The following is a 22,763-nucleotide window of genomic DNA, read 5'->3' as shown; positions in this document are numbered from 1 at the left end:
CCGAAGTGGTGTCCCGATATCAATCGGGATGCCAGAAGCAGGTATATATCTCGCCCATGCAGGAACGGATTTCCCGCCCGGCAATCGAATCCGGAGTGACGTGGCCGTATAGAGTAAACTCCGCGTCCCGCGCGCGGATATAATGCCGCAAGGCGGATTCGATTTCCCGCATGGCCTTGTGCAGGTGTGCCGTCTGGATTTCGACGTCAATCAGCGACGCGTCGCCGAGATCCTGCGCATATTCACGATAGATCTCGTAGAGTTGCAACGCTTCGTCGAAATCGCCGGCCTCCTTGGTTACGTTCGCATAGACGGCGATCAGATCGATTTCGCCATCCGTAGCCACCAGCTCCTTCAGTTGCGCACGCGCCAGATTCCAGCGTTTCGCCTGAACCAATTCCATAGCTCTTTGGCGCTTGCGCTCCACATCCACGCGCGAGAGCCGCAAACGTGCCGACTCCACATGTCCCACAATGTCTGCGTCATGGGGCGCAAGCACCTGGGCGCGGCTGTACCATTCGAGAGCAGCTTCCGGATTGTTCATTTTGTTGTAGAGATGGCCGAGCTGCAAATGAATATCGGCGTCGTCGGGCTCCTCGTCGAGGAAGTGCCGGTAAGCTTCCAAAGCAGCCTCGAAATCACCCATTTCCTTGTAGGCATGGCCAAGCTGCACGAGAAGCGCAACCTTGCCGGGATACAGATCCACCGCCTGAAGATAATAGAATGCGGCGCTGGCCCAATCGCGCCGGTCGCGTGCCGCATCGGCCTCGGCAAGGATGTTAGCCGGTGCGGGGGCCTCCGCTGTGCCGTTCACGGCGTTGCCAACGCGCAGAAGCGTCGATGCAAATCGTAGCTCTTTTATCATGACGCTTGCCGCATGGAGATGTTGCGAGGGCGCAGCCATGAGTCTTCGGGGTCGCGTTCATGGATGCGCACGCGCAGTTCAACGAAGCGATGCTCTCGCTTGATGTTAACGCACAGGGTTCCAGAAAACGAACCCACCAATGTGATGGCCTGGAGAAAATCGATGCCCGAATTCGCGACGATCTCGATGTCGAGCTTGGCCGTCGGCGGTTGAATGAGTTCCAGGTCAAGTAGCCAGTTTCCTTCCGAGAAACTGCGTTTCGGACCCGTCAACAGCCAGCCGGGCTGCACGCTCCAGTTACCGTCGGTGATCTGCAGGGGCTGGCGCAACAGATCGGGGCCGATCATCCAACCGACATTTTCCACTTCGCGAACGAAGACCGCCATCGCCTGTCCGTCGACGTTGACCAACAATCCGGACGGCGTGATGCTTGCATTCGAGGAATCGACGGTTTCCCGCGCCTCGCTTTCACTGTCTGGCAACAATGTGTCCCAGTAGGCCATCTGGCCGTCGCGACGGGCAATGGCAACGATCTTCTTCACCACTGCTGCCCGCGTGAGAACACCTCGTCTGAGATCGAATTCCAACCCGAGCCTCTCGGCCGACGTCGGATCGCGGCCGCAAATCCGGGAGAAGGCAAAACGCAGGAAAGCCGCATCATCGTCGTGGGCGAAACGAACGAAATTTTCCAGCATGGCAAACTGATCCGGCTCGCGGCGGAGCGCCTGCACGCCGGAGCGGCCGTTCAACGAAGGCGGGATGGGACGGCGGGCCTTCAAGGCATCGACAACGCGAAGGCGGTTGGTGCCTCCGCGAATGGCATTTGCAAGTGAGAGCCGGTCGTCCGGCGTCAGGTCGCTTTCCGTCAGGTCCAATGCCTTTGCCCAGGCATCGATGAAGGATTCGGCAGGCAAGGAGAACACGTCCTTCGAGAGGACGTTCAAGGGCTGTTGTCTATGCAACTCGGCGATGGTCAATTTTGCCCCCTAACATTTTGTCGATCGCGGTGACGTGCCGCGCTGCAATGCGCGGATAGGAATACCAGTGAGCGGCTTGGCCGCGATCCTTGTCCAGCATCTGCAGCAACGATGGGTTCTGCGCGAGGCTCAGCAACGCCTCGGCGATGCAATCGGTTTCGGTGCTCTTGGCCACATGGCTGATCGGCCACAAGTCGCGTAGCACCGGCGAGCGAGAGCATAGCAACGGCCGGTTGACGCTCATCGCGATGCGAGCAGCCCCCGTCGCCGTTTCGGTCGAATGGCCGTATAGAAACGAGAGCAAGTTGCAGGTCATGAGTTCACGGCGCAGCTCTTCTTCGGGAATGAAGTCGAAACGCGCCGTCACCTTGTCCGATACCCCTAGATAATCGATCAGGTTTTCGATCGTGGCGCGTGTTATCCGCGACTCGTCGTTCGGCACCATGCAGTTGAACAGCTTCAACCGCAGCCGAGGATCGTAGTTCAGTGCCTCGGCAAAGGCCAACACGAGGCGATCGATGTTCTTGTGCGGCATGAGGAAGCCGAAGGATCCGATGGTGAAATGCTCCGCATCGGGCACCGGCGCGTTCTCGGGCTCGAGAAGGACGCCATGTGGAATGACGATCGGGTTCGGATGACCAGCGGCAGAAAGCGTTGCTGCATCCTCAGCCGAATGGACGAAGACGATATCGAATGCGTGCGTCCAGCCCAGTGTCCCGCCGCGCTGCGCCTCCTTCACACTATGCATGGTCAAGGCGCGCAACCGATGACGCGTTGACGACATCGACTGAATGAGGAGTTCCATGTCGGGTGTCGAGAAATGTCCGGGATGATGCTGCATCCACAGCACATCCGCCCGCCCCTGCTCCAATCGTCCGGCGAGGCGCTTCAGTGAACTGAGATCGTATCCCCACAGCCTCGAAATGCCCCGGGGCACGGCCTCAGCGACCTCCGGGGTCGTTTCCGGCAGGGAGTCATTCGTGATCCGCCGTGCGAAGATGTGATCGATCCTGTCCGCGAAAGCGGGCGTGCCGTAGAGGTGCTGCGAATATGTGGCAATGCCACATTGCTGCTGCCAGGAGGAAATGAGATCCAGCGACCAATCGCGCCGCGCCTCAGCCGCGATGGGAGCAGGCTTGGCGAGAGCGGCCAGCATGCGCAGCGCCACGGATCGCCAGCCGAAATGAGCCTTGAGCAGCCGCTTGGCCTTCTCGCTTCGAAGGCGAGCCTCGTCGGGACGACCGAGGACGGCGCGCATCTGTGCGCCGAGGTGTTCCACCGACGGTTCGGCCCAGAGACTGTGGGAGCCGGCCACATGCGCCTGCGACGCAGACAGGTGATAATCAACCAGCCACGCGGTATCGGGGCGGCAGAAATCGATCTGGCCGCTATAATTCGTCGTCACCACGGGGACATCGAGCAACATGGCTTCCGCCAGGGGCAGGCCGAAACCCTCGCCACGGCTAGGCCCCACCACCATGGTGGCGGAACGATATAGAGCCCGAAGTTGCTCTGCATCGTAATGCTGTTCGATGACGGTGATCGGCGGCGCGTTGGCCAATCTGTCTCGTTTTTCCGCAAGGATTGACGCCAGTATATTGTTCGGGTTCGGGAAGGTCTTGATCACCAGTTCCACCGGATCTTCCGCCCGGAAGCTGCGCAAGAATGTCTCGACCAGGACATCGATGCCCTTTCGCGGGAAGCAGGAAGACACATGCAGGATGCGCTTGCGGCCGCTCTCCGGCAACGGCGCGCTTGATCTGTCTCCCGCATCAGCGAGATGATCGCAACCGGCCCCGATGACCTCCACCGGGATCGTGATCCCGGATCGTTCGAAACTGTCACGGATGAAATTCGAGAGGACCGTGATCATATCGAGATCACGATTGAACCTGTCCACCAGATATTGTGGGAATTCGAGCTCTTCCCAGGCGAAGGCGACATAGGCATTGATGCGCCCGACCATGTCATGGGTCGCCGGCGGCCAAGTGTTCCGCAGATGGATATCGAACGTCCCCTTGGCCGGATAGTCTTCACGCATGTGGCGCATGACATCGGTGGCAGCCAGCAGGTTGGCATCGCTCTGCCAATCGTCCTCAGCCGTATGGCAAACCAGCTTGACGCCCAAATCCAGGAAGGCTTGCGCGAGATGGCGATTGACGATCGCCAAGCTGTAGTCGCCTTTGAACACGCCGTCGAAGAAGACCGTTTTATCGACGAATCTTTTTATCAAAGATCGCTCATCGATGTGCCCGACATCGAGTGAATAGGGCGAAACGATATCGTCTTGGCGCATTCAGTTCTCCCAAGCCCTGGAGACAAACAGGCGCGATGCTGCATTTGCCGATGCTTCTAGAGCATAAGAGAAATCAAATGAGGGAACCGCCGCCCTGAATCACTTCTTTTGTTTCGGAGCGGGCGGCCGAAGCCGTCCGCGCCTGCTTGTCGTTCCGCTGATGCGTCAGGATGCTTTGGCGTCCTGAACGACGTAGCCCATTTCCTGTGCGCGGTCCCGGAGAGCCATGCGCGCGGCCTCGAGCACCGAGCCGGCATAAACCGGCGGGTAGCACCAGTCGTTCCAAGTGCGCGTCCCGGTTATCGGGCCGAAGCGCAGAACGCCAGGCTCGAGGAACGATAGACGTCCGCCGAGATCAAGATAGGTTTCGGTTTGAGCACCTTCGGCTAGGATGATGCTGTGTTGCTCCAGCTCGATATGATAATACTCGAACGGGGCAAGTGTTGCTTCCTGACTGATCGTCGTTCCGTTGACGAGGAACTTTGCCGGGATCAGCGACTCCTCAAGGAACATGCAATGGTCCGGTGAAACGAAGAGATCGCGTGCCGGAACATTTTCCGCGATTGCGCCCGCCTGGATGCGGATCGGCAACGTGTCCCGCGGCTTGTCAATCGCTTTCGGATCGATCATACGGCGGCCGACCCATCTTACTTCCGCGACCCCTTTATGAGTGACCACGAGATCGCCGACGCGCAGATCCTCGACCGGCACATCTCCTTCCGGCGTCCTGATGAGAGTGCCCCGCATGAAGCAGCTCGTAAATGTCAGCGTATCGGTACTAGCATCGTAGGTGTAGGTGACACCCGCGGGTATCGTATAGGAGCCGAGCGGGCTCAGGGGACCCAACGCGCCGAAGAAACTGACGGTATTCCCAGACTGCGTGACAGAGTCCGAACCGACGACCTCGATCCTGTCTCCCGATTGAACGTTCAAGACGTTCGGCGGCGTCGAGAGATTCAAATTGACGCCGCCGGGATTGTACGCGAACAGGCCAGTACCATTTGCACTGGCAAAGTCCACGGTCACACCGTTCAACAAACCGACGTTGAGCAGGGCGGCATCGACCGTAATACTCGAGCCCGCGCCGATCGCATAAGTGTAGGTCGAACCAGCTCCGATGTTCGCAAGGCTGGCATCGATCGTTACGTTCGCGCCGTTGATGGCGTCGATCGTGGTACTCGAGAGCGCGCCGGTACCAACGACATTGCTGATATTGACGTTCACGCCATCGACAATCACGGTGCCGTTGGCGACGAGATTGAGCTGGATCGTATCCGAAGCGGTACCAGCGTTACTGCTATCGATGGTGGTTGTGCCGCCGTCGACTAGGTTGATGCCAATCAAAGCCATATGATTATCCTCTCTCTTAGATTAATCCCTTGTCTTTCAGACAAACCAACCATCAGAACTTGTAGTTCAAGCCTACGCGAATGGCATGGAAGTTGGAGCTGGCCTTGGTGGAGAGCACATCTCCGCCCATGGTGTTGCCGCCGAAGTCCACATACTGATATTCGAGCTTCGCCGTCACATGATCGGTGAAGGCATGTTCGACACCGGCACCCACCGTCCAGCCGGCCTTGGTCTTGTCGTCGTCGAAGCTGCCGATGCCGGCTAGCGAGCCCTTGTACTTGATGTGGCCATAGGCAAGACCGCCGGTGCCATAGAACAAGGTATTGTCGTAGGAGTAACCGATGCGGGGACGGAGCGTGCCGTACCAGTCGATCTTCGAAGAGGTGCTTGCGACATCGCTTCTGAACGAGTCATTGATGTCAGCGCCCTGGAAATCGGCTTCGAGGCCGATCACCCAGCTGGGGTCGAACTGATAGTTGTAGCCGATCTGGCCACCGCCGAGAAAGCCGGATCCGTCAAGCTTCCCGAACTTGCCCAGATAGCTCCCGAAGGAACGGAACCCGACATCGTCCTTGCCGCCGAAGCCGCCGCCTGCGTTCAAGCCGACGTAGAAGCCGGTCCACGAAAATACTGGTGCCGCCTCCACCGGAGCCTGAGGCGGAGTAGAGACTGAGAGGTCGGCCGCATAACCGGCACTTGCCGCAACCGTTGCCAGAAGGAAAGCGGTAGATCCCAAAATCTTGCGCATTCGAAAATTCTCCTCGAAGGAATTCACAGGATTCAACATGCAACTTGCGAAAGTTCACGTTGTCGCCATAATATAGGCAAGATCATCACTGTAAATACGAGAGAGCTAATAAATATTTTCAGAAGTTATACGCTATCTGTATAATCATGTCGCAATATGTATTGAGACGTAATTTAAATTATACTTGTTGACTTTCTCAAGTCCCGAATTTCCACCTATTTACTGCCGTCGCACAAGAAGTGATTCATGGCGTCTCGCTCGATAAGCGCGGAATTGGTATGGCGTCTGACGGGCGCTATTGTTCTCGACGCAAGCCGACGAACGATCGGCGGCCAAGTCGATGACGCGATCGGGCTCATCATGTCGCTTTTCAAATAGACGCGTCTGGCGCTAGCCTGCAGGTTTGTGCCGCTGCTGCGTGGATATCGATCTGCCTCAGCGGGAGGCTCGACGGGGCGGACCTTTAAAGGAACGTCGAGCCTCCCCAATCACCTCGACCGGCATCCGGGCCGGCCTCGCATTGTCGGGCAGCGGCTTTCGCGCCGCGCGGAGGCAATAGACAAATTTATAATTCGATCCGTCTCGTTCCGGGACGGAAAGCCATCAGAAATTAAGTTTCCGGCCACCCTGAATTCAGCTTTCCGCTGTCAGGCGCAATCCGAACTCTTTCGTCGTTTTCTGCATGGACGACATCCCTGCCGCGGGCCACATCTTTGTCACTGTCGCAACCGCCAATTTGCGACGGTCGAGAGGCCCGGCCACCTTGCTTCACGCAACGGTCGGGCCTCTTCGTCTGAGCCGAAAACACGTCGATCGATTTGCCGCTTTCGTCGCAACGCGCGGTAAAGTTTATGGATGCAAATACAGGCAACCGGTCGCAAAAACCGATGGGAATCGCTCGCCTCAGGTAATTATACGGATACCTGCCTCATTGGCGGCGGCAATGACTGATGACCGAACCTGCTGTGGAGAAGCTCTGCCTTTCATCCCATCAATGCAACTCTGAAGCGCGTCTTCATATGCCTGACCATGACGCACCGGCCAAAGCGTCGTCAGACATTCGATAGCTCTCTCGATGGTATCGACAACCAGGGCGCCGTCCTCGGTGGGCATTTCCATTCTAATCGGTGAAAATGCGGAATCTTTTGAATCGTTCGGATCGGCGGCAAAGATATCTCGAACGGCCTGCGAGCCAAGATCATCGACCTTCGCGCCTCCTCGCCTGATCACCGCATTGGCAAGAAGCGTCATATCGCGAACAGTCTCGTTTGGATCGGCTGCCTTGTCGTCTTCGGCGACCACGTCACCGAGACCGCCATCGCTCGATTTGGACGGTTCTTGCGACATCATCAAACTGCTGTTCAAGCTCACTGGTGGGTTGGAAGCGTCAAAGGGCACAAGATTGTCAAGCTGCTCGCCGATAGCGGGGCCGGCGCGAAAAATTTTATTATTCTGCCGCATGCCTACATTTCCTAACAAGTGTTCATCAAACCCGCCCGGCGGCGGACCTACACAGTCGCGATACGGTGCTTCAAAACAAAAATGCTACTACTTCAAAAGCAATTATTGCAGCCAGAGCAGGGCCTGAGTCGACTTCGACTGATACCGATCCAGCAAACATCATTCATACACGCTGAATATAATATTTTTGGCCCCTTTTATAGATTGTATACTTATAGATGTTTTCGGGTCGGAAGTCCAGCAATTAGTTTCACATTTGAAATTGTGTTCCACCAATGGAACTACTGTATCATCACGAGGATCATGGGAAGAGCTCCCTGGAAGATGCTATCGCCGCTTTAAGCTGCTTCTGCTGAAGGAGCCAGTATTGACGCAGGCCGGAGAAGGCCGGCAAAGCGGGCAGGCATACGGGATACATGGCCGTATTCGATGGATTGGAGCTCACCACGCAGCTTCGAAGGAGGTCATCACGGCCATGCGGGCGACGGGGCGCTCCCTGTCCTCCAATGAAATCCTGTACGGCGTCTCATCTCAAGGCATTGCGGCTCGCAGCGCGACCAACGGCGAGCTGGTCGGCATCGCTATTTCCTACCGGAAAGCATGGGATCGAACGAATTCAGGCAAATGGTTGGCGACCATCTCCATCGCACGCGCATCGAACTTGCGAAGCGCCGAACCGCGAATTGAACGAGGCCTTCAACTAGAACAGTTGCAGCGGCCTTCGAAATAGTCGAAGGGCGCACCCGTCAAGGTGCGCCCTGCTATCAAACTATGAAAAAAGTTGAAGGCGGAACCTGCAATGCAGCGGCTATTCGCCGAAGTTTTGCCGGATCAGCCTCAGCGCCAGCCTCTATTTCGACAATTTCCTCGCTCGTGAGCCCACAGGTTTCGGAGAGATCACCGATTGTGTAACCGATGGCTTCGCGAGACTGTCGAACGGCATCGGCGATTTCTTGATGGGGAACTGTAGAAGCCTTTGAACTATCGAGATTGTTCGGAGTAATGGACATGAAATTTCTCCTTCCAAAGTCCGCCGGCAAATCGAGTGCCGGGTGAAGGCGGCTGTTGCAGCCAAGCAGCATCTCGGCCTAAACACGCGGCCGAATGCTCGCTCAATATAGGCATCAATGCGGCACTGGCAAGCGTCGAAGCGCATAGCTGCCAATCCGCCAGCTCTCGGCTCGCCTGACGCCCTCGAGGGACGACCATGAGCGTCACACGCTATGGTCACAGCCCGATCGGGTGTGCAGCTGTTCGACCGGCAATCCTCGCGGGTGCCGAGGTCCGGGCGGGCGGGCAAATTCACCGAGGAAGCGCCCTACCCCAGCGCCTGACTGGCCAAACCATAGGTCAGCGGCTTTCCATCGACAGGCGGACGCCCATCCCCGTGCAACCAGACCTGCCGCAGCGACATGCTCGTGACGGTGTCATGGATCGCAAGTCCGGATTGCATCAGAAATTGCGGGAACGGACCGGTCTGCTGGCGGGTATCGAGGCGCAGGAAGCCGCCGGCGCGTTCGGCGACATACGGCCGAACAACGGCAATCGCTTCTTCGTCGCCCATCGCCACCACGGGGCCGATCACATGGCCGCGCCCGAAGCGGCGACAGAGCGCAAAGGCGACCATATGTTCACCCTGGACAAGCGCCAATCCCTCCGAGATGGCGATGAGACGTTGCAACAGGAGTGTGCGGTCAGCGCCATAGGCGGCCAGATCCAATGCAGCGACCTCGGTCAAATCGGCCTCGACGATCGGGCGCAGTCGCGTGCCCGGCGGCAAAAGCTCAGCCGGCGGCGCGATTGCCTCCCCTTGGCACTGGTAGACGACCTGCTCGGCATTAAAGCCGAGAGACTGATAGAGCCGCTTGGAGGAACGGGTCGCGTTCAGTCCAAGTGGGCGCGAGCCGGCCTGCGCGATGACATGATCCATCATCCAGCGCCCCGTTCCCAGCGCCTGCAAACGCGGCGAGGTGATCACCATGCCGATGGTGGCGAAATACAGCCCGAAGTCGAAAAGCATGGCGGAGCCGAGCACACGACCGATCGAATCCTGCGCCACGATACCTTGACCCAGCTCGCGGATGATCTGCCAATCCTCCGCTCGGTGCGGCCAGCTTACCGACAGCGACAGAGCGTGCAGAGCATCGAGATCGGCCTTTGCGATATCCCCCATGGTCAGTTCAAACGATTCCAGTTGAAACGAACTGGAATTAGCCATGACACTCCCCCATTCTCGCAGGCACATTAGAGGTGACCCGAATTGCTGCCGGGCTCGGTTTGAATTCACAATTTGCTGGCAATACCCGCCTGTATCGTTTGTAGCGTCGCTTACGCAACAGAATGCGCTTGAGAGCCCTGCAAATACGGAAGATTCCACCGAAGCTGCGACGCTTTCAGCAGCCGGTGGCATTGCGGCATATTATGTTGATGAAAGCCACCTTTACGGCGTGGCTGCTGGCAAATCAGGAATGTTGCAGTGACTGAAATGACTCCGGATCAGATTCTTGAACGGCTGGTGGCCTTTCCATCCGTCGTCGGCACGCCGAACCAGGCGATCGTCGGCTGGATCGCCGATTATCTTGAGCAGGCCGGCGCGCGCGTCACCCTGCTCGCCGGTCCCGAAGGTGACCGTTCCAATCTGTTCGCCACTGTCGGCCCGGCCGATCGGCCGGGTTATCTGCTTTCCGGCCACATGGATGTCGTGCCCGCGGGCGAGCCGGCGTGGACAAGCGATCCATTTTCGCTGCAGCGCGACGGCGAAAGGCTGACGGGGCGCGGCACCAGCGACATGAAGGGCTTTCTCGCCTGTGCCCTCGCCGTCCTGCCGGCAATCGCACGGCGACCGCTCGACCGCCCCTTGCATCTGGCGTTTTCCTATGATGAGGAGGCCGGATGCCGCGGCGTGCCGCACCTGATCGCACGGCTTCCCGATCTCTGCGCGCGCCCCTTGGGATGCATCATCGGCGAGCCGAGCGGCATGCGCGCCGTTCGTGCGCACAAGGGCAAGGCCGCGGCCCGGGTCATGATCGGCGGCCGTACGGGTCATTCCTCCCGCCCGGATCTCGGCCTCAATGCCATCCACGCCATGGTAGAAATTCTCGACGAAGCCGTGGCGACCGCCGAGCGTCTGACAAAGGGACCGTTCGACGGCAATTTCGAACCGCCCTATTCCTCCTTGCAGGTCGGCACCATTCACGGCGGGCAGGCCGTCAACATCATTCCCGATCAATGCACGATCGAGCTGGAAGCCCGCGCCATCGAAGGCGTCGAGCCGGTCAGTCTGCTCGCCGAAATCGAAGCTCGTCTTGCCACTTTGACGGATCGCGGCTTTACCACCCAGTGGCAGGTGCTCAGCAGCTATCCCGCACTATCGCTGGCCGCCGATACGCCTCTGGCCCGGCTGATGGAAGAGCTGACCGGACAGACGCCGCTTGCCGCAGTCAGCTACGGCACGGAGGCCGGCCTCTATCAGGCCGCAGGCATGCCCGCCATCATCTGCGGCCCCGGCGACATCGGCCGCGCGCATAAGGCCAATGAGTTCATCGAACTCGGCGAGCTTGCAGCCTGCGTTCGGATGATCGAAGCGCTCGGGGATCGTCTATTTCGGTAGGTTATGACGATCGCACCGCAAGACTGCGAAAATCCGCATCGTTATGCGGTCCTATGGCCAATTTCGATGCATCCTGCCGTGAAGGTCACGGCAGTCTGGCTCAAGCAAACCCGAAGGAAAATCATGGCCTTCTTATTCAATTCCGACGCCGAACGGGCCAAAATCTTCAAGGCCGCCTTCGCGCGCGAGCTGCCCGGCCTTCCCTTCATTACGGATGCTGAAAGCATCGACCGGGACGCTATCAAATATCTGATCACCTGGACTGCGCCCGCCGACCTTGACCGTTATCGCAATCTGGAAATCCTGTTTTCCATCGGCGCTGGTGTCGACCAGTTCTCCCTTTCGGCCCTGCCCGAAAAGGTCGAGCTCGTGCGCATGGTCGAAGACGGCATCACGCGGATGATGCAGGAGTATGTGACGCTTGGAGTGCTCGCTATACATCGCGATCTTCCGGGCTATATCGAACAGCAGAGAGCGCAGAAATGGGCTGCCCGACCCGTGCGCCAGGCGTCCGACCGGCGTGTCGGCGTGCTCGGCCTCGGCAATCTCGGCCTTGCCGTTCTTGAGCGCCTGCGCGCCTTCGGCTTCCCGCTTCGCGGCTGGAGCCGCTCGCCGCGCAGCATCGAAGGGGTCACCTGCTATCACGGGGCCGATCAATTGCCGGAGTTCCTGGCGGGCACCGATATTCTCGTCTGCCTTCTGCCGTTGACACCTGAAACGCAAGGCATCATCAACGCCGATCTCTTTGCCGTCTTGCCGCCGGGCGCAGGCCTCGTGCACGCCGGTCGCGGCCCGCAACTCGATGCGGCGGCCCTGATCCGCGCGCTCGACGACGGCCACCTCTGCGGCGCTGTCCTGGATGTCACCGACCCCGAGCCGCTGCCGGCCGGGCACCCGCTTTGGCATCACCCCAGGATCATTCTGACACCGCATGTCGCCAGCGTCACGCAGCCCGAGACGGCGGCAAATGCCGTCATCGCCAACATCCGCCGCCACGAGAACGGGCTCGAGCCCATCGGCCTGGTCGACCGCAGCCGCGGCTATTGATCACCCTTGAAAGGAACCACATGTCCCTGTTGAAAGCCATCGATCTCGCGCCGACATTCGAGCCGAAGCAATCCAAGGCCCTCCCCGAGCGGCTGATTTCCGGCGATCCGTCCTTCAAGACCTGGGCGCAGGACAGCGCCCGCGACGGAACGGTCAATACCGGCGTATGGGAGGCGACGCCGGGCGAGACTCGCTCGATCAAGGGAGAGACTTTCGAATTCTGCCATATCCTGCAGGGCGTTATCGAGCTGACCGAGGACGGCGGCACGGCGGTCACCTACCGCGCCGGCGACAGTTTCGTCATGAAACCGGGCTTCAAAGGCGTCTGGCGGACGATCGAGACCGTCCGCAAAATCTATGTCACCGTCACCGGATGACACGCTTTGCGGACCTTTCCGTTCTTGAAGCCGAACCAAGCGTGCAGCTTCGTTGCGCGCCGCGCTTTCAGGCACCAAATCTTGCGCTGAAACACCGGGGACAAACGGGATATTCCGTCGCAACATCGCAGACGCACGACCGAAACTGCCACGGCACAGCCGTTAGACTTGCCGGAACCATCGGCAAGGAAACGCCATGACCCTCAGTTTCGACCCAGACTCCCTCGATCTTCCGAGCGGGCATTTTATCGGCGGCCGCTATGTCGCAGCAAACGGCGGTATGGACGTCCACCGGCCTTCGGATGGCGTCGCTTTCGCGCAATGCCCGATCGCGGGAAAGGACATGGTCGATCAGGCCGTTGACGCGGCCAATCAAGCCCTCAGGACAAGCGGTTGGGCCAGCCTTCGGCCGCGCGAGCGGACCAAGGCTTTGGTGCGATGGGCCGACCTCATAGAGGAAGAAGCCGCCACATTGGCGCGCCTCGAGGCCGTATCCTCGACCCGACCGGTCGGGCAGCTCATCGCCGGCGACATTGCCGTAACAGCCGAGCAGATCCGCTTCTTCGCCGAATTCGCCGACAAGGAAGGCAGCGATCTCGTGCCGACTGACGGCAACAGCCTCGGCATGATCATGACTGAACCCTATGGCGTCGTCGGCGCGATCACACCCTGGAACTTTCCGATTTCCATGGCTGGCTGGAAGATCGGCCCGGCACTTGCGGCCGGCAACGCCATCGTGCTGAAGCCATCCGAGATGACGCCTTTTTCGACGCTCTATATGGCAGAGCTTTCGGTGCGCGCCGGCATCCCCGCCGGCCTGATCAACATCGTGCTCGGCGACGGCCCGACGACGGGGGCTGCGATCACAGGCCATCCCGGCATCGGCAAGATCAGCTTCACCGGTTCGACCGCCGCAGGGTCGGCGATCATGGAGAACATCGCCCGCACGGGCATCAAGCCGATGACGCTTGAGCTTGGCGGCAAGAGCCCACAACTGGTCTTCGCTGATGCGGATATCGCGCTGGCAGCCGAAGCGATAGCCCGCAACATCCTGGCCAATGCCGGCCAGGCCTGCGTGGCCGGATCGCGGCTAATTGCCGAACGCAGCATCGCAGCGCCGCTTGCCGAAGCGATCCTCGAGCATATGTCCAGGATCAAGCCGGGACCGACCTGGGACGAAAACAGCCTCTACTCGCCCATCATCTCGGAACGCCAGATCGGACGTATCGACCGGATCGTCCAGGCAGCGATCGATGCCGGCGCGGAGTGCCTGACCGGTGGAACACAATTGGATCGACCCGGCTATTTCTATGCGCCGACGCTGCTTGCAAGTGTCGATCAGGCCTCCCCCGCCGTTACCGAGGAAATCTTCGGCCCGGTGCTGACCTTGCAGACTTTCGAGGATGAGGAGGAGGCGCTCGAGCTCGCCGATCACCTGATCTACGGCCTTGCAGCGGGCCTCTTCACGCGCGATCTTTCCCGCGCTATTCGCGTCACACGTCGGCTGCAGGCAGGCACCGTCTGGGTCAATCGATACGGGCGTTCGCGCGACCATATTCTGCCAACCGGCGGCTACAAGAGTTCCGGCATCGGCAAGGATCTTGGCCGCGACGCTTATCTTGCCAATCGCCGCAGCAAGTCCGTGCTGATCAACATCTGAGGAACCGACCATGAAGACCTACAGGATCGCGCTCATACCCGGCGACGGTATCGGCAAGGATGTCATCGATGCGGCATGGCAAGTCTCGGAGAAAGTGGCCGGGAAGACGGGCTTCGGGCTGGAGCCGACGAGCTTTCCCTGGTCCTGCGCCTACTACAAGGAAACCGGCGCGATGATGCCGGCCGACGGCATTGCGACGCTGCGCGGTTTCGACGCCATCCTGCTCGGCGCGGTCGGCTGGCCGGCCGAGGTGCCAGACTCCGTCTCCCTGCACGGCCTGCTTCTGCCGATCCGCAAGGCTTTCGAGCAATATGCCAACATCCGCCCCCACCGGCTGCTGCCGGGGGTCGAAGGGCCATTGAAAGCCAAAGACTTCGACATCCTCTGCATCCGCGAGAATACCGAGGGCGAATATTCCGGCGCAGGCGGCCGCGTGCATCAGGGCACGGCCAACGAAGTCGCCGTCGAAACCTCGATCTTCACCCGCACAGGTGTGGAGCGCATCCTGCGTTTCGGTTTCGAGCAGGCGCGCATGCGGCGCGGCAAGCTCGCCTCCGTCACCAAGTCGAATGCGCAGAAATATTCCATGGTGTTCTGGGACGAGATCACCGCCCTGGTCGCGGCCGACTATCCCGAGGTTACTGTCACCAGCTACCATATCGACGCCATGGCGGCGCGCATGGTGATGGCGCCGGAGAGCCTTGACGTTGTCGTCGCCTCCAATCTGTTCGGTGACATCCTGACGGACCTCGGGGCGGCGATCCAGGGCGGGCTCGGCTTTGCCGCCTCCGCCAATCTCAATCCGGATCGGACCGCGCCTTCGATGTTCGAGCCCGTGCACGGCTCCGCCCCGGATATCGCCCATCTCGGCATCGCCAATCCGATCGCCGCAATCTGGTCGGCCGCCATGATGCTCGAGCATCTTGGCGAGAAGACTGCCGCCGACGCGATCATGGATGCCATCGCTGCGGCGACTGCGGCCGGCATCGGCACGGCTCCAGGCCAAGACAAAACCGACACCATTACCAAGGCCGTGCTGAACGCACTCAGCTGAACGACAAGGACGCAAGACATGATCGACCTCAAGGACAAGAGCCTGTTTCGCCAGCAGGGCCTGATCGGTGGAACCTGGCTGGATGCGGCCTCCGGCAAGACGGTTGATGTCCTCGACCCGGCCTCGCAGACGGCTGTGGGCACCGTTCCCGATATGGGCGAGACCGAGACCCGGGCAGCAATCGAGGCCGCCAATGCAGCCTTTCCCGCCTGGCGGGCGAAAACCCATGCCGAGCGGGCGCAATTGCTCGAAGCCTGGCACGATCTGATGATCGAACATTGCGACGATCTCGGGCTGCTCCTGACAAGCGAACAGGGCAAGCCACTCGCCGAGGCACGCGGTGAAATCCGCTACGGCGCGTCTTTCGTCAAATGGTTCGCCGAGGAAGCCCGCCGCATCAGCGGCGGCACCATCCCCTCGCCGACACCCGACCGGCGGATCATCGTCCTGAAGGAGCCCGTCGGCGTCTGCGGCATCATCACGCCGTGGAACTTCCCGAATGCGATGATCACCCGCAAGGTGGCGCCGGCTCTTGCCGCCGGCTGCACTGTGGTCATCAAGCCCTCAGACTTCACGCCCTATTCGGCGCTGGCGCTTGGCGTGCTCGCCGAGCGCGCCGGCATCCCTGCTGGCGTCATCAACATCGTCACTGGAATGCCGACCGAGATCGGCAACGAGCTGATGCGCAACGAGATTGTGCGCAAGATCTCCTTCACCGGCTCGACCCGTGTCGGCGCCCTGCTGATGCGGGGTGCTGCCGACAGCATCAAGCGTCTCAGCCTCGAACTCGGCGGCAATGCGCCCTTCATCGTCTTCGACGATGCCGATCTCGACCTTGCCGTCGAGGGTGCGATCGCCTCGAAATTCCGCAACGGCGGCCAGACCTGCGTCTGCTCCAACCGCATTCTAGTGCAGGACAAGGTCTATGACGCCTTTGCCGAAAAGCTTTCCGCCCGCGTTTCCGCCATGAAGGTCGGCCCCGGCACGCAGGCGGGAATCGACATCGGACCGATGATCAATGCCGCCGCCATCGACAAGATCGAGCGCCACGTCAGCGATGCCGTCGAGAAGGGCGCAAGGATCATCGCCAGGGCTTCGAACTTGCCGGAGGGCCGCCAATACGCTGCTCCTATCGTCCTGTCTGGCGCCACCACCGACATGCTGCTGGCGAGCGAAGAGACTTTCGGCCCGGTCGCGCCGCTCTTCCGCTTCACGACGGACGAAGAGGCAATCACCATCGCCAACGGCACGCCCTTCGGCCTTGCAGCCTATTTCTATACGCAAGGCCTCAAGCGTTCCTGGGCCATCGGAGAAGCACTGGAATTCGGCATGGTCGGGCTGAATACGGGCGCGATCTCGACGGAAGTGGCCCCCTTTGGCGGCGTCAAGCAATCCGGTCTCGGGCGCGAAGGCTCGCAGGCCGGCATCGAGGAATATCTCGAGATGAAAACCTTCCACATCGGCGGGCTTGCCTGAAAGTCGCGTCCTAGCAGACTTGCAGCGCGGACATGGTGGCAGCTTCCTGCCGACAGGAATTCACGCAGGCTTCGTGAGAAGGCCCCCGGCCAAGGCATGGAAAGTATAGATGGCCTTCGGCAGCACATGCTGCGGATCGTCGCTGGCAGCGACCCAGAGAGCAGCATTGAGGGCGGCGCCGCTGAGAAGCCGGGCGGCCGCCTCCGCGTCGACCGGCTTCAAGGCTTTTTGGGCGATCAGACGCTCCACTGTCCGCCTGGTTGCTTGAAGACAGCTGCTTTGACTGGGCCACTTTGACGGATCACCCAACACTGCAGGTCCATCGAGCAGAACGATGCGTTGGACCTCGGGAACAAGCGCCATCTCGATATAAGCAGCGCCTTCGGCGAGCAGGCCCTTCCAATCATCGCCCGCTCGAACGCCGATCTCTTGGGCGCGTAACGCCATTTCCGAGTCGATCTGATCGACAACCGCCGCCAGAAGCCCGCGCTTGTCACCGAAATTATGGTAAAGCGCGCCCCGTGTTAGGCCGACTTCGGCGGTCAGCTCGTCCATGGAAGCGGCCGAATACCCTTTTTCGGCGAAGGCCTTGCGTGCGGCCACGATCAACTTGGCACGGTTCTCTTCCATCGTTTCGACGCGTCGTTTCGCCATCTTGCCCTCAATTTCATATACGCGCCGTATATTAATTTGACATACGGCGCGTATGTCGGCTATTTCAGATACGCAACGTATATCAGATGATGCGACAGCGTGTGAAGTTCCCGGATCGCGCTGCGCTCATCGACCGCCCGTCAACGTCTATGAAGAAAGATCAGGAATGACCAAGCGCGAAGCAATCTTCCCTGCCAACAGGCACGCCCTTTACGAGGAACACGGCTATTCGGCCGCCATCCGATCCGCTGACCTGCTGTTCGTGTCAGGACAGGTCGGCAGCCGTTCCGATGGAACGCCCGAACCTGATTTCGAACTCCAGGTCCAGTTGGCTTTCGAAAACCTCAAGGCAACGCTGGATGCGGCAGGCTGCACGCTCGATGATATCGTTGATATAACGACGTTCCACACCGATCCTGAAAACCAGTTTGCGACGATCATGGCCGTCAAACAGAAGATCTTCAGTACGCCGCCCTATCCGAACTGGACCGCGATCGGCGTGAACTGGCTCGCAGGCTTCGACTTCGAGATCAAGGTCATTGCCCGCATCCCCCCAAAGGCATGATTCTGGCAATCCCCGGCTATTGAAAGCGATCGAGCGTCTTGTAATACATGCCGACGAGCGGCAGGAACCAGGGCTTGCCGAAATGCCCGGGAACGGCAGGCCATTCCAGCCCCTTGACCGGGTTGCGATCCGCCTTGCCCAGGATGGCGTCGGCGATGATCATGCCCATATGCGTCGCCATCTGCGCCCCATGGCCCGAATAGCCCATCGCATACCACAACCCGTCGACGTAGCCGGCGCGCGGAAAGCGATCCTTGGTCATATCGACCAGGCCGCCCCAGCAATAATCGATCTCGACCTTGGCGAGATGCGGAAAGATCTCGGCAAGGCCGGCGTGCAGGATCTCCCCGCTCTTGGCATCCGACTGCTGATCGGAGGTGGCCGAGAATCTGGCCCTGCCGCCGAAGATCAATCGATTGTCCGGAGCAAGCCGGAAATAGTTGCCGATATTGAGCGATGTGACGCAGGTGCGGTTGCCCGGCATAGTCGCGGCAACTTCCGCCTCCGTCAGGGGTCGGGTGGCGATGATGAAACTGCCGACGGGCACGATCCGCCGGCGAAAATAGCCGAAGATCCCCGGCGTGTAGGCGCCGGTTGCGAGCAGGACATTGTCGGCCGTGAGCTTGCCGCGCGCCGTCGTCAACTCGTGCTTATTGCCATTGGTTCGCCGGTCTGTGACCGCTGCATTCTCGTAGACCACCGCTCCATGGCGGACAGCCGCCTCTGCAAGCCCGACCGCGTAGCGCCCCATATGCATCATGGCGCTCTTCTTCGACAGCATCGCGCCGTGAAACGAGGCCGATCCGATTTCGGCCTTGAGGTCGCTTGCCGTCAGCAGCGCCGTATCCGGATCGATCTCGCGGTGAACCGCCTCGAAATTTCGGGCAATGCCATCGAAGTGAGTCGGCTTCGACGCAAGCTTGAGCTTGCCGGCGCGGCGGAAATTGCAGTCGATCGCCTCTTCCGCGACGATCCGTTCCACCGTATCGACAGCGTCGTCGAAGGCACGATAAAGCGCCTTGGCCCGCTCGACCCCGAGTTCGGCCTTGGCAGCAATGAAGCTGTGGGCGATGCCGTTGTTGAGATGACCACCATTGCGGCCGGAGGCGCCGGAACCGACTGTGTTTGCCTCCAGCACCACCACCTTGGCGCCGGCCTTGGCGAGCTGGCGTGCCCCGCCCAAGCCGGTGAAGCCGCCGCCGATCACCGCGACATCATAGTGACCTTCGATCGGCGCTGCACTCTGACCGGCAAAACGCGGCGCGGTGTCGTGCCAGTAGGACTTGAACTGCATTGCCGTCTCCCGTCAAAGCCCGAGAACGCCGGGCAGACCGGAAATGTCCTTGATCTCGGCATATTCATAATAGGGGTTTGCGGGCTCATGGCCACGATTGACCCAGACCTTGTGCTTGATGCCGAGATCATGGGCCGACATCAGATCATAACGGAAGGAGGAAGAGCAATGCATCACGTCCTCCGGATTGCAGCCGAGCATGTCGAACATGTACTCGAAGGCCTTGAAGCGCGGCTTGTAGGCATTGGCCTGCTGCGCCGTGAAAACAGCATGGAACGGCGCGCCGAGCTTTTCGACATTGTGCATGATCTGCTCGTTCATGGCGTTCGACAGGATGACCAGCGGGATTTCCTTGGCGACCTTGGCAAGACCCGCCGGCACATCCGGATGCGGACCCCAGCTCGGAACGGTCTCGTAGATTGAGCGGGCATCCTCGGCGTGGAAGACGACCCCGTTCTTGCGGCAGGTACGCTCGACAGCATTATGGATCACTTCATTATAGGGCTTCCAGTCACCGAGAATTTCGTCCAGCCGGTAGGCGGCGAAGTTCTTGATGAACCGCGCCATGCGCGGCTGATCGAGCTGCTCGCCATAGATCTTCTGGGCCGCTTCGGCCATCTGGAAATTCGTCAGAGTGCCGTAGCAGTCGAAGGTAATGTATTTTGGCCGGAACGTCGTCATGTCCTTGATCCCTTACAGAATGCCGTGCTGGCGCTGATCTCGCCCCATCATAGGCAGCCTTCGCCCATCGGTTCACCGCATTTGCGCCGTCGGGAAGCAGAAAGTTCTGTATGCTCGCACTGCTTTGGCAGAGAGTTGCGCGCCAGACACCTCCGCGCGCTGTCTTCTCGACCGGTTGCGCCGCGTCGCCGGCATAAGATGCGGCGGGCATGTCGACGGACGGTGAAAGATACCGCCGCGGCTTCGTCGTCGGGACGATCTTCTTTCCTTGTCGGTCTATCAAATAGATAAAGCAACAGACGGGAGAAAAGGCCTGTGCAGGCATCCGCGATCGACGTTCGCCCCCTCGACCAGTCCCATCTCCAATCAGCCCTCGCCCTGTCGCGCCAGGCCGGGTGGCCGCATCGGCTCGAAGAGTGGCAAATGCTGCTCGAACTCAGCAGCGGCCTTGTGGCGATCGAAAATGAGAAAGTGGTCGCGACGATCTTCGTCACGCCCTACGGCGCCGACGTCGCGACGATCAACATGGTGATTGTCGACGAGGCCATGCGCGGGCGCGGCATCGGCCGGCGCATCATGCAGGCTGCCCTCGAGATCGTCGGCGCCCGCGAGTGCCGGCTGGTGGCGACGGCCGAGGGCCTTCCCCTTTATCAAAGTCTCGGCTTCGAGAAGAAGGGTGAGATCGTCCAGCATCAGGGGCCGTTGCGCGCCTGTATTGCGGCCGGAGCGGTCGATCGTGCGACGTCGGCCGACTTCGACCACATCGTCGCTCTCGATCGTCTCGCCTATGGTGAGGACCGCACGGCGCTGCTGCGAACATTGTTCCAGGCCGGTCGTCTCGCCGTCTTGCGCAAGACCGATGGACTGCGCGGATATGCAGCGTTGCGCGCCTTCGGCCGCGGCGAGCTCTGCGGCCCGGTCGTCGCGGAAACGGCGGCGGACGCCGAGGATCTCCTGAGCTTCCTGTTTGCGGCCCGCCCCGGCGTCTTCATGCGCGTGGATACCGGGGCAGAAACCGGCCTTACTCCATTTTTGCTCGAACACGGCCTTGCCCATGTCGGCGGCGGCATTGCCATGCGCCGCGCCGCATCACTCGCTCCGTCAAACACTTCAAGCGTTCACACATTTGCCCTGGCGAGCCAAGCCCTGGGCTGAAGAGAGATATCATGCTGAGCAATTCCCTTGTCGAACTCGATCGCGCTCACCTCGTCCATCCGGTCGCCTCCTATCGCGGCCACGAGCGAGCCGGTGTGCGGGTTCTGAAATCCGCCAAAGGCGCCACCGTGACTGACGCAACCGGGCATCAGATGATCGACGGCTTCGCCGGTCTCTGGTGTGTCAACGCCGGCTATGGCCACGAGAGCATCGTGGAAGCGGCTGCCCGCCAGATGCGTGAGCTGCCCTATGCCACCGGCTATTTCAGCCTCGGCTCGGAGCCCGCCATCCGGCTTGCCGCCGAGCTGGCCGACCGTGCACCGGGCGATCTCAACCACGTCTACTTCACGCTCGGAGGCTCGGATGCCATCGACAGCACGATCCGTTTCATCCGCTACTATTACCATTCGCTCGGCAAACCGGCGAAGGACCAGTTCATTTCGCTCGAGCAGGGCTATCATGGTTCCTCCACGGTAGGTGCCGGCCTGACGGCGCTGCCGATCTTCCATGCCGGTTTCGGCGTGCCGCTCGACTGGCAGCACAAGATTCCGACGCATTATGCCTATCGCAATCCCGTTGGCAGCGATCCGCAGGCGATCATCGCAGCCTCCGTCGCGGCGCTGCGCGCCAAGGTCGAGGAGATCGGCGCGGAACGGGCGGCGGCCTTCTATGTCGAGCCGATCCAGGGCTCCGGCGGCGTACTCGTACCGCCTCCCGGCTGGATGAAGGCGATGCGTGACCTCTGCACCGAACTCGACATCCTCTTCGTCGCCGATGAAGTGATCACCGGCTTCGGGCGCACCGGGCCGCTCTTTGCCTGCTCCGAGGAAGACATCGTCCCCGACCTCATGACCACCGCCAAGGGTCTTACCTCCGGCTATGTGCCGATGGGCGCCGTCTTCCTGTCGGAGCGTGTTTACCAGACGATCGCCGATGGTGCCGGGTCCGCGGCGATCGGCCATGGCTACACCTATTCCGCCCATCCGGTCAGCGCCGCAGTCGGCCTCGAAGTGCTGCGCCTCTATGAAAACGGCTTGCTGGAAAACGGCGTCAAGGCGGGCGCTCGCCTGATGGCCGGCCTGCACGAGCTGGCCGCGCATCCGCTTGTTGGAGACGTGCGCGGACGCGGTATGCTGGCCGCCATCGAACTGGTCGTCGACCAGGAGCGCAAGACGCCGCTGCCCGCAGCCGCCGATCCCTCGCGCCGCATATTCGATCGTGCCTGGGACAACGGGCTTGTCATCCGCGCCTTCGGCAACGGCGTCCTCGGCTATGCGCCGCCGCTCTGCTGCACCGATGCGGAAATCGACGCGATCATCGAGCGTACGCGCAGGACGCTCGATCAGACGCTGGAAGATCCGGACGTTCGCGCGGCTCTTGCTTGAGCGCGGCGGTCGAAATACCGCTTTGCGCCCATATTCGCAATTTTGTGCCGCCACAGCTCCGCCATTCAGAGACTCCGGCAGGCCTTAACTGCGAAACTGGACGTGCTG

At 60.4% G+C, this 22,763-nt stretch carries 21 protein-coding genes; 10 read left to right on the top strand and 11 right to left on the bottom strand.

Features of this window, described 5'->3' with window-relative positions:
- Nucleotides 1-19 precede the first annotated feature (19 nt).
- The 6 genes from JTP94_RS20205 to JTP94_RS20180 form a co-directional block, all read right to left on the bottom strand.
- Complete coding sequence (locus JTP94_RS20205; protein WP_204852223.1) at nucleotides 20-865, bottom strand: tetratricopeptide repeat protein; 846 nt, start codon at nucleotides 863-865, stop codon at nucleotides 20-22.
- A complete protein-coding gene (locus tag JTP94_RS20200; RefSeq protein ID WP_204852222.1) occupies nucleotides 862-1,842 on the bottom strand; it encodes a hypothetical protein in 981 nt (326 codons plus the stop codon). Before JTP94_RS20200 ends, JTP94_RS20205 begins: the two co-directional genes overlap by 4 nt.
- Complete coding sequence (locus JTP94_RS20195) at nucleotides 1,820-4,138, bottom strand: glycosyltransferase (protein WP_204852221.1); 2,319 nt, start codon at nucleotides 4,136-4,138, stop codon at nucleotides 1,820-1,822. Before JTP94_RS20195 ends, JTP94_RS20200 begins: the two co-directional genes overlap by 23 nt.
- Before the next feature lie 165 nt (nucleotides 4,139-4,303).
- Nucleotides 4,304-5,488: a Hint domain-containing protein gene (locus tag JTP94_RS20190; RefSeq protein WP_204852220.1), complete on the bottom strand. Its 1,185-nt coding sequence runs from the start codon at nucleotides 5,486-5,488 to the stop codon at nucleotides 4,304-4,306.
- A gap of 52 nt (nucleotides 5,489-5,540) precedes the next feature.
- The gene (locus tag JTP94_RS20185) at nucleotides 5,541-6,236 is read right to left on the bottom strand and encodes an outer membrane protein (RefSeq protein ID WP_204852219.1); all 696 of its coding nucleotides are present in this window, start codon (nucleotides 6,234-6,236) and stop codon (nucleotides 5,541-5,543) included.
- A gap of 903 nt (nucleotides 6,237-7,139) precedes the next feature.
- On the bottom strand, nucleotides 7,140-7,697 hold the full coding sequence (locus JTP94_RS20180; protein WP_204852218.1) for a DUF982 domain-containing protein: 558 nt from the start codon (nucleotides 7,695-7,697) through the stop codon (nucleotides 7,140-7,142).
- Between the two features lie 367 nt (nucleotides 7,698-8,064).
- Here JTP94_RS20180 and JTP94_RS20175 point away from each other — a divergent pair, with 367 nt between their 5' ends.
- A complete protein-coding gene (locus JTP94_RS20175; RefSeq protein ID WP_204852217.1) occupies nucleotides 8,065-8,427 on the top strand; it encodes a hypothetical protein in 363 nt (120 codons plus the stop codon).
- A gap of 34 nt (nucleotides 8,428-8,461) precedes the next feature.
- On the opposite strand, the gene JTP94_RS20170 is transcribed toward JTP94_RS20175, so the two are convergent.
- Together JTP94_RS20170 and JTP94_RS20165 are read right to left on the bottom strand one after the other, a co-directional pair.
- Nucleotides 8,462-8,707: a helix-turn-helix domain-containing protein gene (locus tag JTP94_RS20170; protein WP_034510519.1), complete on the bottom strand. Its 246-nt coding sequence runs from the start codon at nucleotides 8,705-8,707 to the stop codon at nucleotides 8,462-8,464.
- Nucleotides 8,708-9,015: 308 nt separating this feature from the next.
- Complete coding sequence (locus JTP94_RS20165) at nucleotides 9,016-9,915, bottom strand: GNAT family N-acetyltransferase (protein WP_204852216.1); 900 nt, start codon at nucleotides 9,913-9,915, stop codon at nucleotides 9,016-9,018.
- Nucleotides 9,916-10,182: 267 nt separating this feature from the next.
- Between JTP94_RS20165 and argE the strand changes: the two genes are divergently transcribed.
- From argE to JTP94_RS20135, 6 genes are all read left to right on the top strand, one after another.
- Nucleotides 10,183-11,307, top strand: coding sequence for an acetylornithine deacetylase (gene argE, locus JTP94_RS20160; protein ID WP_204852352.1), 1,125 nt, complete (start codon nucleotides 10,183-10,185; stop codon nucleotides 11,305-11,307).
- A gap of 123 nt (nucleotides 11,308-11,430) precedes the next feature.
- Nucleotides 11,431-12,354, top strand: a complete 924-nt coding sequence (locus JTP94_RS20155) for a glyoxylate/hydroxypyruvate reductase A (RefSeq protein ID WP_204852215.1) — start codon at nucleotides 11,431-11,433, stop codon at nucleotides 12,352-12,354.
- A gap of 20 nt (nucleotides 12,355-12,374) precedes the next feature.
- Nucleotides 12,375-12,731 carry a cupin domain-containing protein gene (locus tag JTP94_RS20150; RefSeq protein WP_204852214.1) on the top strand — a complete coding sequence of 119 codons (357 nt, stop codon included), beginning with the start codon at nucleotides 12,375-12,377 and terminating at the stop codon, nucleotides 12,729-12,731.
- 196 nt (nucleotides 12,732-12,927) lie between these two features.
- Nucleotides 12,928-14,391 (top strand): aldehyde dehydrogenase, encoded by a 1,464-nt coding sequence (locus tag JTP94_RS20145; protein WP_204852213.1) that lies wholly within the window; start codon nucleotides 12,928-12,930, stop codon nucleotides 14,389-14,391.
- Between the two features lie 10 nt (nucleotides 14,392-14,401).
- On the top strand, nucleotides 14,402-15,445 hold the full coding sequence (locus JTP94_RS20140; RefSeq protein ID WP_204852212.1) for a tartrate dehydrogenase: 1,044 nt from the start codon (nucleotides 14,402-14,404) through the stop codon (nucleotides 15,443-15,445).
- Between the two features lie 18 nt (nucleotides 15,446-15,463).
- Nucleotides 15,464-16,921 (top strand): NAD-dependent succinate-semialdehyde dehydrogenase, encoded by a 1,458-nt coding sequence (locus JTP94_RS20135; protein WP_204852211.1) that lies wholly within the window; start codon nucleotides 15,464-15,466, stop codon nucleotides 16,919-16,921.
- 60 nt (nucleotides 16,922-16,981) lie between these two features.
- Here the strand turns inward: JTP94_RS20135 and JTP94_RS20130 are convergent, their stop codons facing one another.
- Nucleotides 16,982-17,575: a TetR/AcrR family transcriptional regulator gene (locus JTP94_RS20130; RefSeq protein WP_204852210.1), complete on the bottom strand. Its 594-nt coding sequence runs from the start codon at nucleotides 17,573-17,575 to the stop codon at nucleotides 16,982-16,984.
- A 166-nt stretch (nucleotides 17,576-17,741) separates the two neighbouring features.
- On the opposite strand from JTP94_RS20130, the gene JTP94_RS20125 reads away from it, so the two are divergent.
- Complete coding sequence (locus JTP94_RS20125; RefSeq protein WP_204852209.1) at nucleotides 17,742-18,140, top strand: RidA family protein; 399 nt, start codon at nucleotides 17,742-17,744, stop codon at nucleotides 18,138-18,140.
- 16 nt (nucleotides 18,141-18,156) lie between these two features.
- Here the strand turns inward: JTP94_RS20125 and JTP94_RS20120 are convergent, their stop codons facing one another.
- Nucleotides 18,157-19,434, bottom strand: a complete 1,278-nt coding sequence (locus JTP94_RS20120; protein WP_204852208.1) for an FAD-binding oxidoreductase — start codon at nucleotides 19,432-19,434, stop codon at nucleotides 18,157-18,159.
- A 12-nt stretch (nucleotides 19,435-19,446) separates the two neighbouring features.
- Nucleotides 19,447-20,115 (bottom strand): haloacid dehalogenase type II, encoded by a 669-nt coding sequence (locus tag JTP94_RS20115; RefSeq protein ID WP_204852207.1) that lies wholly within the window; start codon nucleotides 20,113-20,115, stop codon nucleotides 19,447-19,449.
- A 315-nt stretch (nucleotides 20,116-20,430) separates the two neighbouring features.
- On the opposite strand from JTP94_RS20115, the gene JTP94_RS20110 reads away from it, so the two are divergent.
- Complete coding sequence (locus tag JTP94_RS20110) at nucleotides 20,431-21,270, top strand: GNAT family N-acetyltransferase (RefSeq protein WP_204852206.1); 840 nt, start codon at nucleotides 20,431-20,433, stop codon at nucleotides 21,268-21,270.
- 11 nt (nucleotides 21,271-21,281) lie between these two features.
- Complete coding sequence (locus tag JTP94_RS20105; RefSeq protein WP_204852205.1) at nucleotides 21,282-22,655, top strand: aspartate aminotransferase family protein; 1,374 nt, start codon at nucleotides 21,282-21,284, stop codon at nucleotides 22,653-22,655.
- The last annotated feature ends 108 nt before the right edge of the window (nucleotides 22,656-22,763 follow it).

The sequence above is a fragment of the Martinezella lusitana genome (assembly GCF_016901135.1).
Taxonomy (GTDB): domain Bacteria; phylum Pseudomonadota; class Alphaproteobacteria; order Rhizobiales; family Rhizobiaceae; genus Rhizobium; species Rhizobium lusitanum_D.
Note: the sequence above shows the minus strand (reverse complement) of the source record. Positions and strands in the feature narration are given on the sequence as shown.